General features: G+C 66.3%; 9 protein-coding genes. 5 read left to right on the forward strand and 4 right to left on the reverse strand.

What is annotated here, in order from left to right; all coding sequences use genetic code 11:
- Positions 1-38: 38 nt before the first annotated feature.
- Positions 39-1445: a glutamate--tRNA ligase gene (gene gltX, locus HV766_RS20525; RefSeq protein ID WP_054458359.1), complete on the forward strand. Its 1407-nt coding sequence runs from the start codon at positions 39-41 to the stop codon at positions 1443-1445.
- Between the two features lie 74 nt (positions 1446-1519).
- On the opposite strand, the gene HV766_RS20530 is transcribed toward gltX, so the two are convergent.
- From HV766_RS20530 to HV766_RS20540, 3 genes are all read right to left on the reverse strand, one after another.
- On the reverse strand, positions 1520-2719 hold the full coding sequence (locus HV766_RS20530; RefSeq protein ID WP_054458357.1) for an MFS transporter: 1200 nt from the start codon (positions 2717-2719) through the stop codon (positions 1520-1522).
- A gap of 97 nt (positions 2720-2816) precedes the next feature.
- Positions 2817-3323 (reverse strand): hypothetical protein, encoded by a 507-nt coding sequence (locus HV766_RS20535; RefSeq protein ID WP_054458355.1) that lies wholly within the window; start codon positions 3321-3323, stop codon positions 2817-2819.
- 189 nt (positions 3324-3512) lie between these two features.
- The gene (locus HV766_RS20540; RefSeq protein ID WP_054458353.1) at positions 3513-4412 is read right to left on the reverse strand and encodes a LysR family transcriptional regulator; all 900 of its coding nucleotides are present in this window, start codon (positions 4410-4412) and stop codon (positions 3513-3515) included.
- Between the two features lie 85 nt (positions 4413-4497).
- On the opposite strand from HV766_RS20540, the gene HV766_RS20545 reads away from it, so the two are divergent.
- Together HV766_RS20545 and HV766_RS20550 are read left to right on the forward strand one after the other, a co-directional pair.
- Entirely contained in the window at positions 4498-5343 is an 846-nt protein-coding gene (locus HV766_RS20545; protein ID WP_175181754.1) for an alpha/beta hydrolase, read from the forward strand.
- A gap of 64 nt (positions 5344-5407) precedes the next feature.
- Positions 5408-6373 (forward strand): Bug family tripartite tricarboxylate transporter substrate binding protein, encoded by a 966-nt coding sequence (locus HV766_RS20550; RefSeq protein ID WP_175181755.1) that lies wholly within the window; start codon positions 5408-5410, stop codon positions 6371-6373.
- A gap of 44 nt (positions 6374-6417) precedes the next feature.
- Here the strand turns inward: HV766_RS20550 and HV766_RS20555 are convergent, their stop codons facing one another.
- Positions 6418-6867, reverse strand: coding sequence for an Lrp/AsnC family transcriptional regulator (locus HV766_RS20555; RefSeq protein ID WP_008159001.1), 450 nt, complete (start codon positions 6865-6867; stop codon positions 6418-6420).
- Positions 6868-6996: 129 nt separating this feature from the next.
- Here HV766_RS20555 and HV766_RS20560 point away from each other — a divergent pair, with 129 nt between their 5' ends.
- The gene (locus HV766_RS20560) at positions 6997-10503 is read left to right on the forward strand and encodes an indolepyruvate ferredoxin oxidoreductase family protein (RefSeq protein ID WP_119450712.1); all 3507 of its coding nucleotides are present in this window, start codon (positions 6997-6999) and stop codon (positions 10501-10503) included.
- 302 nt (positions 10504-10805) lie between these two features.
- The gene (locus tag HV766_RS20565; RefSeq protein ID WP_054458348.1) at positions 10806-13739 is read left to right on the forward strand and encodes a ribonucleoside-diphosphate reductase subunit alpha; all 2934 of its coding nucleotides are present in this window, start codon (positions 10806-10808) and stop codon (positions 13737-13739) included.
- Positions 13740-13744 lie beyond the last annotated feature (5 nt).

The raw sequence follows: 13744 nt of genomic DNA on the forward strand, positions 1-13744 counted from the left end.
GCCGATTTGTGGCGCCGCAGCCGCTATCATTGCCACCTATGACTTCCAACGCCTCTACCCCCATTCGTACCCGTTTCGCGCCCTCGCCCACGGGTTTCCTGCATCTGGGCGGCGCCCGCACGGCGCTGTTCTCCTGGGCCTTCGCGCGCCACCACCAAGGCACCTTCGTGCTGCGCATCGAAGACACGGACGTCGAACGCTCCACGCCGGAAGCGGTGCAGGCCATCCTGGACAGCATGGACTGGCTGGGCATGCAGCCCGATGAAGGCCCCTTCTACCAGATGCAGCGCATGGACCGCTACCGCGAGGTGGTCGCGCAGATGCTGGCCGCCGGCACCGCATACCACTGCTACAGCTCGCCCGAGGAAGTGGAAGCCATGCGCGAAGCCGCCCGCGCCCGCGGCGACAAGCCGCGCTACGACGGCACCTGGCGTCCCGAACCCGGCAAGACCCTGCCGGCCATCCCGGAAGGCCGCAAGCCCGTGGTGCGCTTCAAGAACCCGCAGGAAGGCGCGACCTCCTGGAACGACATGGTCAAGGGCACGATCAGCTTCGACAACACCGAACTCGACGACCTGATCATCGCGCGCCCGGACGGCACGCCCACCTACAACTTCTGCGTCGTGGTCGACGACTGGGACATGGGCATCACCCACGTGCTGCGCGGCGACGACCACGTCAATAACACCCCGCGCCAGATCAACATCCTGCGCGCGCTGGGTGCCACGCTGCCCGAATACGGCCACGTGCCCATGATCCTGGGTCCGGACGGCGAAAAGCTGTCCAAGCGCCACGGCGCCGTCAACGTCATGGAGTACGACAACGAAGGCTATCTGCCGGAAGCCATGGTCAACTACCTGGCGCGCCTGGGCTGGAGCCACGGCGACGACGAACTCTTCTCGCGCGACCAGCTGGTGTCGTGGTTCGACACCAAGCACCTGTCCAAGTCGGCCTCGCAGTGGGATCCGAAGAAGCTGAACTGGGTCAACGCCCACTACATCAAGCAGATGGACAACGCCGAACTGGCCGAGCGCGTGGCGCCGCGCGTGGCGAACCGCGGCGGCCATCCGGAAAAGATCGACCTGCCGGGCGTCATGGGCCTCTTGAAGGACCGCGCTGAAACGCTGGAGCAACTGGCCGACGGCGCCATGCTGTTCTGCGCCGAGTTCAAGGGCGCGCCCGCCGAGCTGGCCGAGCAACACCTGACCGCCCCCGCGCGCGAAGCGCTGGCCGACTTCGCCCAGCGCGCCCAGGACGCGGACTGGACCCGCGAAGCCCTGTCCGCCCTGATCAAGGCCGTGCTGGCCGATCGCGGCATGAAGATGCCGCAACTGGCCATTCCCCTGCGCGTCGCCGTCACCGGCCAGACCCAGACCCCGGCCGTGGACGCCGTGCTGGCCCTGCTGGGCAAGCAGACGGTGCTCAAGCGCCTGGCTGCGATCTAAGCGCCTGTCCCAAAAACACCGCGGGCCTTGCTCATCCTGGAATGAGCAAGGCCCGCGGTGTTTCAGCCGTTCCTTCAGGCTTGCTGGATGGCCGCGCGCGCCTTCAATGCGCGCGCGAAGAACGCGCCCAGCAAGGGCAACAGCGCCGCCGAGCCGCCAAACAACGCGGCAGGCCCGATCTCATCGACCACCGCGCCCGCCAAGGCCACGCCCGCCGCCTGGCCCATGAACAGGCAGGACGCGAACCACGCGACGGCCGTGCCGCGCGCCGACGGCACCATCTGCGTCGCATTCGTCTGCAACGTGGCATGCAGCAGGTAGTAGCCGAAACCCGCCAGCACGCTGGCCAGCAAGCTCCACATCCAAACCGGACCTAGCAAATACGACAGGAACGCCACGCCCAGCACCAGTCCGCCGGCGATCGCCAGCCCGCGTTCGCCCAGGCGTTTCAGGATGCGGCCCGCCACCACCGTATAAAGCAAGCCGCCCACGGCATACACGGCCACCAGCGCGCCCGCGGCGGTCAGAGAGATACCGAAGCGTTCATGCAGGTAGGAAGGCGCAAAGGCCAGGGCGCCGAACACCAGCAGGCCTTCGACGAATACCGTCGCCAGCACGATGCGCGCCCAGGGCGTACTCAACACCAGCCGCGCCTGCGCCACGAAGCCCTGGCGCACCGCGCCGGGATCCACCTGGCCCAGGCCCGAGACCTGCTGGCGCCGCACTTCCAGCAACAGCAGCACGCCCACTATCAGATAGCCGCAGACCAGCGCGGCGAACGCCCAGCGCCAGCCCACGGTGTCGGCAAACAGGCCGCCAGCCAGTTGGCCGGCCGACATGCCGAGGATGGTGCCGGTCAGGAAACGCGCCAGGGTGGCCTGGCGGCGTTCGTAGGGCACGTTGTCGCCGATCCAGGCCATCGACAACGGCACGATGCCCGCCCCCGCGGCGCCGGAGAGGACGCGGCAGAACACCAGCACGTCCAGCGACCCGGCAACCACGGCGCCGGCGCTGCCCAGCGCGCAGGCAAAGGTCGCGATGCTGACGACGCGGTACTTGCCGTAGCGGTCGCCCAGGGGCCCGAAGAACATCTGCAACACGCCGTAGGCCACGGCGAACGCGGTCACGGCGCGCGCGGCCTGGCCTGTAGTGGTGCCGAATTCCGCCGCCAGCTGCGGCAACATGGGATCACAAATGCGGAAGGCGCTGGCGCTGACGAAAGCGGCCAGGGCAAGCAGCGCGATGGCGCGCGCTTCGGAGGACAAGGCAGGCATGGATGACCGGCTGCGGGCGATGGGTGAAGACCGCACCTTACCGCAGCCCGGCCATCTTGGCTTTGCCGCGGGGCGGAATGTCCGTCCCGCGCAACGCTCAATAAGGCAGGCGGTAGCCCGTGGGCATGCGGCGCGCGGTCATGACCTGGCCGCCGTTTTTCAGCTCGCGCATCGTCAGGCGGGTCTTCTCGACCTTTTCGACGCGGTAGCGGTTCAGGTAGATCGGATCGTTGGCGTCCACCAGTTCGCCAGCGGACTTGGTGGTCTGCATCGTGTAGATGCCGTCCGCCACGCTCCAGCAGCCGGTCTCGCGCAACGCGGGACGCGTCTTGCGGCCGATCTTCAGCAGGGATTCATAGGCCATGGTGCCATCGGCGGACAGCACGATCAGCGATTGCAGATCGCCGCTGACATCGCGCGGGCGGCTGTTCGACAGCCAGGTGCCTATCATGGGATCGCCGGCCTTGGCGGGCACGCAGGCCACCGGCTTGGGCGGTTCCGCGGGCTGGGCCTCGGTGATGGTGGCGGGCTTTCTGGCGGCGCAGCCGGCCAGGATCAGAACGGCGCAGGCGACGCCCGCCGTACGCAAATACACACTGCTCATGACTTCCTCAACACGTCTGTCGACGCGCCGCACCGAGCACCCCGGCGCGTCCCTCGCGCAGCAAACATCACGCACTCTAAAGAGCCGTTTGCGAAGAATCAACGGCGATCCGCGACCAGTGCAATTGCGCAACAGTAGGCCCCGGAATTGGCCTGTTTTATGGCCGCAAATCGCAAAAATGCGTTGGTTTCAAGCGACAGTGCGGCCGCGTTTCGCGGCCTTCGCGCGCAGCATTTCCTCCATGCGCGCGGCAGCCGGAGACAGGCTGCGGCCGGCCAGCCGGGTGATGCCCAGTTCACGCTCGATGCGCGGGGCGGATAGCGGCACGAAGGCCAGTCCGCGCGAGTCCGGCGGCACGCCCAGCCGCGCCAGCACCGTGACGCCGACGCCGCGTTCCAGCATGGCCAGAAGCGACATCATGTTGGACACGAAGACCTGCCGGTCCAGCATGAAGGCCGCCTGCGGATAGCCGGCAAGCTGGCGATGGGCGATGGTGCCGACCAGAGGCAGGTCCTCGATCTCGCGCCAGGTCACCGATTTGCGCCTGGCCAGCGGATGGCCGCGATGGCAGACCAGGCCGAAGGCGTCACGCAGCAAAGGCTCGAACGACAGTCGCCGGTCCTGCGACACCGGACTGCACACGCCCAGCTCCGCCTCCCCTGCCAGCACCATGCGCTCCACGCCTTCCGAGTTGTCGTCGAACAGGCGCAACGCCACCGCCGGATAGCGTTCGCGGTACGTCGCCACCAGTTCCGGCAACCAGTGCGTGGCCACGGTGGCGACGGACGCCATGGTCAAGGTGCCGGCCTCGTTGCTTGCCAGCCCCGACAGCGCGCCCGCCACGCGGTCGTGGTGCTGCACCAGTTCACGCGCCAGCGGCAGGCAATCCTGCCCGAATCGCGTAAGCGTGCCACGGTTGCCCGGCTCGAACAGCGGCTGCCCCAGGCGCTGCTCCATCTCGCGGATGGACAGCGACAACGCCGGCTGTGAGCGGAAGGCCCGCGCCGCGGCCGCGCGGAAGCTGCGCAGCTCAGCCACCAGCAGGAAGTGGCGGTAGTGCGTGATGGAAATCTCGGGCAAGGGGCGCATGGCTGGCCTCGATTAGTGAAACTTATCCAATCATATGAAAAATAAAGTTTTCTGATAGTTCGGCCGCACCTAAGATGGCCGCACCATGAATGCCGACTCGCTGCTCCCGCCTCTTTCCACCCGCGCCGACCCGCTGGATTTCAACCGCGTCGACCAATTGCCCGCGCATCCCGCCGGCCAGGGCCGCCTGATAGTCGGCGCCGATCCTCGGGACGACAGGCCAGGCCTGCTGTTCGTGCCCGGCGCTTACCACGGCGCCTGGTGCTATGCGCACTATCTGGATTTCTTCGCCCGCGCCGGCCTCGCCTGCGCGGCGCTGGATCTGCGCGGCCACGGCGCCCTGCCCCAGGACGCGGCGTTTGCGTCGGTTGGCATCGCCGACCTGGGCCAGGATGTCGTCAGCGCGCTGGACGCGCTGGCTCGTCCCACGGTCGTCATCGGCCACAGCATGGGCGCGCTGCCCGCGCTGCTGGGCGCCAGCCAGCGGACGGTGGCGGGCGTGGTCCTGCTGGCGCCGTCGCCGCCCGGCGACCTGCCCGGCGCGCAAGCGCTGCCCCCTGTCCCCGAAGGCCTGCCGCGCAGCGCGCCGAACGACGCCGAAATCCGCGCGCGCTTTCTGGCGACCTCGCCAGACCGCAACGTCGCCTCGGTATCGCGGCGCCTGTGCCCCGAAAGTCCGGAAGTGCTCAACGACCGTTATCTGCTGCGCGTGCCCGTCGACGCCGCCGCCATCCACGCTCCCGGCCTGTGCCTGGAAGCCGGCCTGGACACGCATGACCGCCATCCGCCAGGCCAGGATCTGGCGATCGCGCGCCGCTTCGGTTTTTCCCACGCCGAGCTTGCCGGCCAACCGCATTGCATGATGTACGCGGACCAATGGCAAGTCAGCGCCGCCGCCATCCTGGATTGGCACCACAGCCAATTCGGTTGATCGCCCCCCCAATACCAACGACAACAACGACAACGACGCGCAATCGCGCCATCAGGAGACAAGCATGTCCATTCCCCGTTCCCTCCGTCCGGCCCTGATCGGCGCCAGCCTGCTGCTGGCCGCGGCCTCGCACGCCGCCGGCTGGCCCGAGAAACCCGTGACCCTCATCGTGCCGTCCGCCGCCGGCGGCGCGGCCGACCTCACCGCGCGCACCCTGGCGCAATACCTGGGCGAAAAGACCGGCCAGACCGTGGTGGTCGAGGACCGTCCCGGCGCCGGCGGCATCGTCGGCACCAACGCCGCAAAGAACGCCGCGGCGGACGGCTACACCTTCCTGCTGTCCACCAACTCCACCCACTCGGCCAACCAGTTCCTCTACAAGAGTCTGCCCTACGACGCGCAGAAGGACTTCCGCCAGGTCGGCATGCTGGGCACCTTCGGCACGGTCGGCGTGGTGTCGCCCGACAGCCCGTACCGCACGGTGCCCGACCTGGTCGCCTATGCCAAGCAGCATCCCGGACAGGTCTTCTTCGGCTACTACAGCTCGTCCTCGCAAGTGCCGTCCGAACTGTTGAAGCAGCGCGCCGGCATCGAGATCACCGGCGCGGCCTACAAGAACATCACGCAGATCATCACCGACCTGCGCGGCAAGCAGATCAACTTCGCCTTCGTCGACTACCTGACCGCGATGGGCCAGATCGACGGCAAGGGGCTCATCCCCATCGCCGTCACCGGCGCCCAGCCGCATGCGGCCTGGCCCAGCGTGCCGACCATGGCCACCTACTATCCGGATTTCGTCGTTGCCGGCTGGCTCGGCCTGTCGGCCCCGGCAGGCACGCCGCAGGACATCGTGGAAAAGATGAACGCCCACATGCAGGCGGCGGTGAAGGACGAAGCGACTGCGAAGAAGCTGCGCGCCCTGGGCCTGACGCCGGAATCGATGGACGTGGCGCGCTTCGATGCCTTTGTGAAGGAAGACACCGCGCGCTGGAAGGAATGGATCCGGATCTCGGGCATCCAACCCCAATAAATTCGCGGCCCTCCCTATATCTATATATAGAGGGCCCGTTTTATCTACAGCGGCAGGCGCTGCTCGTGCTTGATTTCGCGCAGCGCGACGATGGTGCGCGTCTGCCGTATGCCCGGCATGTTGAACAGGAACCGGTGCAGGAAACGGTCATAGGCCTCCGGGCTTTCGACCAGGATCTTCAGCAGGAAGTCCGAATCCCCCGTCACCGCGTAGCACTCCAGGATTTCGGGCGCGTCGCGCACCGAGCGCTCGAAGTTTTCGACCGTATTGGCGGAGTGCCGTTCCAGGCTGATCTGCGCGAACATGCAGCCCAGCCCCACCTTGCTGCGGTCCACCTGGGCGCTATAGCCCTGGATCACCCCGCTGGCCTCCATCGCCTTCACCCGCCGCCACACCGGCGCGGCCGACAGCCCCACCTTCTCTGAAAGCTGCTGCGCCGAGGCCCGGCCGTCCTCCTGCAAGGCCTTGAGGATGCCGATATCGGTCTTGTCCATCGCTTAGTCTCCTGGTTTTTATCGAACACGAAACGTTCATTGCGAATTATAGGGATAGCACGATCCAAAAACGCAATAAACCTGATGGCTCGCGAACCTATCATGGTGCCGAAACCAGGAGTATTCACCATGGACGGTACCCCCGCCGCCGAACCCCAGCTGGACCTCGAGTACCAGCTCGCCGACAACCTCACCCGCAGCTCCGGCCGCATCTTCATGACCGGCACCCAGGCGCTGGTGCGCATCATGCTCACCCAAGCCCGGATGGACCGCGAACGCGGCCTGAACACGGCCGGCTTCGTCTCGGGCTACCGCGGCTCGCCGCTGGGCGGCGTGGACATGGCCATGTGGAAGGCGCAAAAGGCGCTGGACGCCAACCAGATCACCTTCCTGCCCGCCATCAACGAAGACATGGCGGCCACCGCGGTCATGGGCACCCAGCAGGCCGGCGTGCGCGCCGACCGCAACGTCGATGGCGTCTATGCCATGTGGTACGGCAAGGGCCCCGGCGTGGATCGCGCCGGCGACGCGCTGCATCATGGCAACGCCGCGGGCGCATCGCGCAACGGCGGCGTGCTGGTGGTGGTGGGCGACGACCACACCGCCGTCTCGTCCTCCATCCCGCACTCCAGCGAGGCCTCGCTGATCGGCTGGCAGATGCCCATCGTGCATCCCGCCTCCATCGACGAATACGAAACCTTCGCGCTGTGGGGCTGGGCCCTGTCGCGCTACTCGGGCACCTGGGTCGCCTTCAAGGCCGTGTCCGAAACCATCGAATGCGGGCATTCCTTCGTTCCCGCCCCTGCCCAGCGCTACGACATGCCGGCGGATCCGGACATGCCGCCCGAATCGCTGGAATATTCCGCGCGCGACTTCCTGTCGCTGGCGATCGAAACGCGCATGAACCTGCGCATGAAGGCCGTGGCCGCATTCGCGCGCCGCCACAGCATCGATCGCCTGACCTGTCCGGCGCCCAAGGCCACTGTCGGCATCGTCACGGTGGGCAAGGCGCACCTGGACACCATGGAAGCGCTGTCGCGCCTGGGCGTGGACACCGTCACCGCCAACGCGCCGGTGCGCATCTACAAGCCCGGCCTGACCTGGCCGCTGGATAGCGAACGTCTGCTGGAATTCGCGCGCGGCCTCTCGCACATCCTGGTGATCGAGGAAAAGGGCGCCGTGGTCGAAAGCCAGATCAAGGACCTGCTGTTCAACCTGCCGGACCGCCCCACCGTCATCGGCAAGAAAGGCTTCGACGGCGAAGCGCTGGTGCCCTCGGCCGGCCAGTTGCGCCCTTCCCTGCTGGCGCAGCCGCTGGCCAGCTGGCTCAGCCGCGCCGCCGGCCTGCCGCTGGCGGCGGACCTGTCCGCATTCGCGTGCCAGGCGCCGTTGTCCAACGATGCCGACGGCATGCGCCGCCGCCCCTATTTCTGTTCGGGCTGCCCGCACAGCACCTCGACCAAGGTGCCCGAAGGCAGCCAGGCGCTGTCGGGCGTGGGCTGCCACTACATGGCCGCCTGGATGGACCGCGACACCGGCGGCCTGACGCAGATGGGCGGCGAAGGCGTGGACTGGATCGGCCTGTCGCGCTACACCAAGATGCCGCACATCTTCCAGAACATGGGAGAAGGCACCTATTACCACTCCGGCTATCTCGCCATCCGCCAGGCCGTGGCCGCCAAGGCCAACATCACCTACAAGATCCTGTTCAACGACGCCACGGCCATGACGGGCGGCCAACCCATCGACGGCCCGATCTCGGTGCCCAGCATCTGCCAGCAACTGCGCGGCGAGAACGTGGCCCGCATCGTCGTCACCACCGACGAACCCGAAAAGTACCAAGGCGTGGACCTGGGCGCCGGCATCAAGGTGCACCACCGCCGCGAACTGGACGCGCTGCAGCGCGAGCTGCGCGAGATCCCCGGCGTGACCGTGCTGATCCATGACCAGACCTGCGCCGCTGAAAAGCGCCGCCGCCGCAAGAAGAACCAATTTCCCGACCCGGCGCGCCGCATGCTGATCAACAGCGCCGTCTGCGAAGGCTGCGGCGACTGCGGCGTGCAATCGAACTGCCTGTCGGTGGTGCCGCTGGAAACGCCCTATGGCCGCAAGCGCGCCATCGACCAGTCCAGCTGCAACAAGGACTATTCCTGCGCCGAAGGCTTCTGCCCCAGCTTCGTCTCCGTGATGGGCGGCAAGCCCAAGAAGAGCGCGGCGCCCAAGGCCGACCAGGAACGCCTGCAAAAATTGATCGCGCAATTGCCCCTGCCGGCCATGCCCGCGCTGGACCATCCCTATCGCCTGCTGGTCGCCGGCATGGGCGGCACCGGCGTCATCACCATCGGCGCCATCGTGTCGATGGCGGCGCATCTGGAAGGCCTGTCCGCCGCGGTGCTGGACCTGACCGGCCTGGCGCAGAAAGGCGGCACGGTCGTCAGCCACATCCGCCTGGCGCCTGCCGGCGCGCCTGCCGGCCCGGTACGCCTGGACTGGCAGCAGGCCGACGCCGCGATCCTGTGCGACCCGGTCGCATCCGTGGCGCCGGACTCGCTGGGCGCGCTGCGCCGCGGCCACACCCAGGTCACGGTCAACAGCTACGTGGCCCCGGTCTCCGACTTCACCCGCAACCCGGACGCGGCCATGCGGCCCGAAGCGCTGCTGGCCAAGATCCGCCACGCCGCGGGCGAATCCAACACCGTCGCGATCGACGCGCACGAGGCCGCGCTGGCGCTGTTCGGCGACAGCATCCTGTCCAATATGTTCATGCTGGGCTATGCCTGGCAGCGCGGCGGCGTGCCGCTGTCGCAGGCCGCCATCAACCGCGCCATCGAACTCAACGGCGTGGCCGTGGCCGCCAACCGGGCTGCCTTCGACAGCGGCCGTCTGGCAGCGCACCAGCCCGACGCGCTGGAAGGCGCGTTGCGCCCGCGCGCCCAGGTCGTGCAACTGCACGTGCCCGAATCGTTCGAACGCGCCGTCGCCCGCCGCATCGAAGACCTGACCGCCTATCAAAACGCCGACTACGCCCGCCAGTTCCAGGACGTGGTCGAGGCCGTCGCGGCGCGCGAACGCGAATTGGCGCCCGACGCCAAGACGCCGCGCCTGGCGCTCGCTGTCGCGCGCGGCCTCTTCAAGCTCATGGCCTACAAGGACGAGTACGAAGTCGCGCGGCTCTACACGGGCGCCTCCTTCCAGGCGCAGTTGCAGGGCCAGTTCGAAGGCGACTACAGCCTGCGCTTTCACATGGCCCCGCCCATCTTCGCCCGCAAGGACCCGCGCACCGGCGTGCCGCGCAAGATGACGCTGGGCCCGCGCACCATGACCGCGCTGAAAATGCTGACGCGCCTGAAGGGCCTGCGCGGCACCTGGTTCGATCCCTTCGGCCACACCGCCGAACGCAAGATGGAACGGGCGCTGGTGCGCGAGTACCGCCAGACCATAGACCAGTTGCTCGCAGGGTTGACCCGCGACAAGCTGGCTCAAGCGGCTACAATCGCCGGCCTTGCAGAAACCATCCGCGGCTTCGGTCACGTGAAGGCTGCAAACGTCGAGAAGTATCGGACGGAGTTGGGCCGCTTGATGCAAACCTATACGGCGCCTGCCCCGCGCGATATGCCCCTGCGGAAGACCGCATAAACATTCGCTCCGAGCGGCACCTTCCTGGGCGCGCCTTGCTGGGCGCGCCTAGTGCATTTGGTAACAACCTTTTGTGAACTTCGTCTTATTTTTTTCTTGTCCCTGTCGTACTCGATCACTAGAATTAGTGTCCAACGAGGGGTGCTACACTATATGTTGTGGTCGCTTAAGAGCTGATTCCCGTCGGCCACGCCTTTTGGACTAAGCCGTCCTAGCGTTACGACCCCCTCAAAAGATCCGATTTTGTACCTGACATGACGCCGTCATGTCGCTATCTACGCGCTTTTCGCACAGGAGCTTCCATGCAGACTACGATCGCCTCTGTGACCCGGCCCTCGGCCGTGCCGCCCTCCCAAACCGATTCCCCTGCCGACCCCAATGGCGGGCAATGGGCCAGCTACAACATCATTCGCCGCAATGGCTCGGTGGTCGGGTTCGAACCCAACAAGATCGCCATCGCCATGACCAAGGCCTTCCTGGCCGTCAACGGCGGCCAGGGCGCGGCCTCCGCGCGCGTGCGTGAGCTGGTCGAGAACCTGACCGGCCAGGCCGTCAACGCGCTGGTGCGCAACCGCCCCAACGGCGGCACCTTCCATATTGAAGACATCCAGGACCAGGTCGAACTGGCCCTGATGCGCTCGGGCGAACACGACGTCGCCCGCGCCTACGTGCTATACCGCGAAAAGCGCACGCAGGAACGCGCTGCCGCCGCTGCCGCCGCCGCCGACAACCAGGAAAAGGCCGCCGCCCCGCAGGAACACGTGTTGAACGTGACCGACGCCGGCGTGCGCCGCCCGCTGGATCTGGCTGAGCTGCGCGCCACCATCGAAGCCGCCGGCGAAGGCCTGGCCGAATTCATCGACACGGAAGCGATCCTGAAGGAAACGGTCAAGAACCTCTACGACGGCATCCCCGTCGACGAAGTGTTCAAGTCCGCCATCCTGTCCGCGCGCGCGCTGGTCGAAAAGGACCCGGCCTACAGCCAGGTCACCGCCCGTCTGCTGCTGCACACGATCCGCAAGGAAGTGCTGGGCGAAGAAGTCTCGCAGGACGGCATGGCCGCCCGCTACGCCGAATACTTCCCCACCTTCATCGCCCGCGGCATCGAAGGCGGCCTGCTGTCGCCCGATCTGGCCAGCTATGACCTGACCAAGCTGGGCCACGCCCTGAACGCCAAGCGCGACCTGCAATTCGGCTACCTCGGCCTGCAGACCTTGTACGACCGCTACTTCCTGCACATCCGCGGCACGCGCATCGAACTGCCGCAGGTGTTCTTCATGCGCGTGGCCATGGGTCTGGCGCTGCGCGAGACCGACCGCGAAGCCCGCGCCATCGAGTTCTACGAGATCCTGTCCTCGTTCGACTTCATGAGCTCGACGCCGACGCTGTTCAACTCGGGCACGCTGCACTCGCAGCTGTCGTCGTGCTACCTGACCACCGTCTCCGACGACCTGGAAGGCATCTACGACGCCATCAAGGAAAACGCACTGCTGGCCAAGTACGCCGGCGGCCTGGGCAACGACTGGACCCCGGTGCGCGCGCTGCGCAGCCACATCAAGGGCACCAACGGCGAAAGCCAGGGCGTCGTGCCGTTCCTGAAGGTCGTCAACGACACCGCCGTCGCGGTCAACCAGGGCGGCAAGCGCAAGGGCGCTGTCTGCACGTACCTGGAATCGTGGCACCTGGACATCGAAGAATTCCTGGAACTGCGCAAGAACACCGGCGACGAGCGCCGCCGCACGCACGACATGAACACGGCGAACTGGATTCCCGACCTGTTCATGAAGCGCGTCATGGAAGGCGGCGAGTGGACGCTGTTCTCGCCGTCCGACTGCCCCGACCTGCACGACAAGTACGGCCGCGCCTTTGAAGAAGCCTACGTGGGCTACGAAGCGCGCGTTGCCAGCGGCGAGCTCAAGCTCTTCAAGAAGATGCCGGCGCTGAACCTGTGGCGCAAGATGCTGTCGATGCTGTTCGAAACCGGCCACCCCTGGATCACGTTCAAGGATCCTTGCAACATCCGTTCGCCGCAGCAGCACGTCGGCGTCGTGCACAGCTCGAACCTGTGCACCGAGATCACGCTGAACACCAACGAATCCGAAATCGCGGTGTGCAACCTGGGTTCCGTGAACCTGGTCGCGCACATGAAGCCGGCTGCCGGCGGCGGTTTCGAACTCGACCACGACAAGATCAAGCGCACGGTCAGCATCGCCATGCGCATGCTCGACAACGTGATCGACATCAACTACTACGCCGTCGACAAGGCCCGCAATTCCAACGCGCGCCATCGTCCGGTGGGCATGGGCATCATGGGCTTCCAGGACTGCCTGCAGATGATGCGCGTGCCTTACGCATCGCAGTCGGCCGTCGAGTTCGCCGACCGTTCGATGGAAGCCGTGTGCTATCACGCGTACTGGGCCTCGAGCCTGCTCGCTGAAGAGCGCGGCCGTTATCAATCGTATGAAGGCTCGCTGTGGTCGCGCGGCATCTTGCCGCAAGACACGTTGAAGATGCTGCGCGATGAACGCGGTGGTCACGTTGAAGTTGATGAGTCGAGCACGCTCGATTGGGATACGTTGCGCGCGCGCATCAAACAACATGGCATGCGCAACTCCAATTGCATCGCAATCGCCCCAACCGCGACTATTTCCAATATCATTGGTGTATCTGCGTGCATCGAACCCACTTTCCAGAACTTGTACGTCAAATCGAATCTCTCCGGCGAGTTCACGGTCGTTAACGATTACCTCGTGCGTGACCTGAAGAAACTCGGTCTCTGGGACGAAGTCATGGTCGCCGACCTCAAGTACTTCGACGGCAGCCTGTCCCGCATCGATCGCGTACCTTCCGAACTCCGCGACCTCTACGCCACCGCGTTCGAAGTCGAACCGAGCTGGCTGGTTGAATGCGCGTCGCGCCGCCAGAAGTGGATCGATCAAGCACAGTCGCTGAACATCTACATGTCGGGCGCGTCGGGCAAGAAGCTGGACGACACCTACAAGCTGGCCTGGAAGCGCGGCCTGAAGACGACCTACTACCTGCGTACGCTTGGCGCCACCAGCGCCGAGAAGTCCACGGGACGCGGCGGCGAATTGAACGCCGTCTCGGCGGGCGCACCGTCCGCTGGTCCTGCTGTCGCTGCTGCACCTGTTTTGCCGGAACCCGAAGTTCTCGGGGCGGTTTGCACCATGCGGCCGGGCGACCCCGGCTTCGAAGAGTGCGAAGCCTGCCAATAACCGCC

It is taken from the genome of Achromobacter aegrifaciens (genome assembly GCF_902859735.1).
Lineage (GTDB): Bacteria > Pseudomonadota > Gammaproteobacteria > Burkholderiales > Burkholderiaceae_B > Achromobacter > Achromobacter aegrifaciens.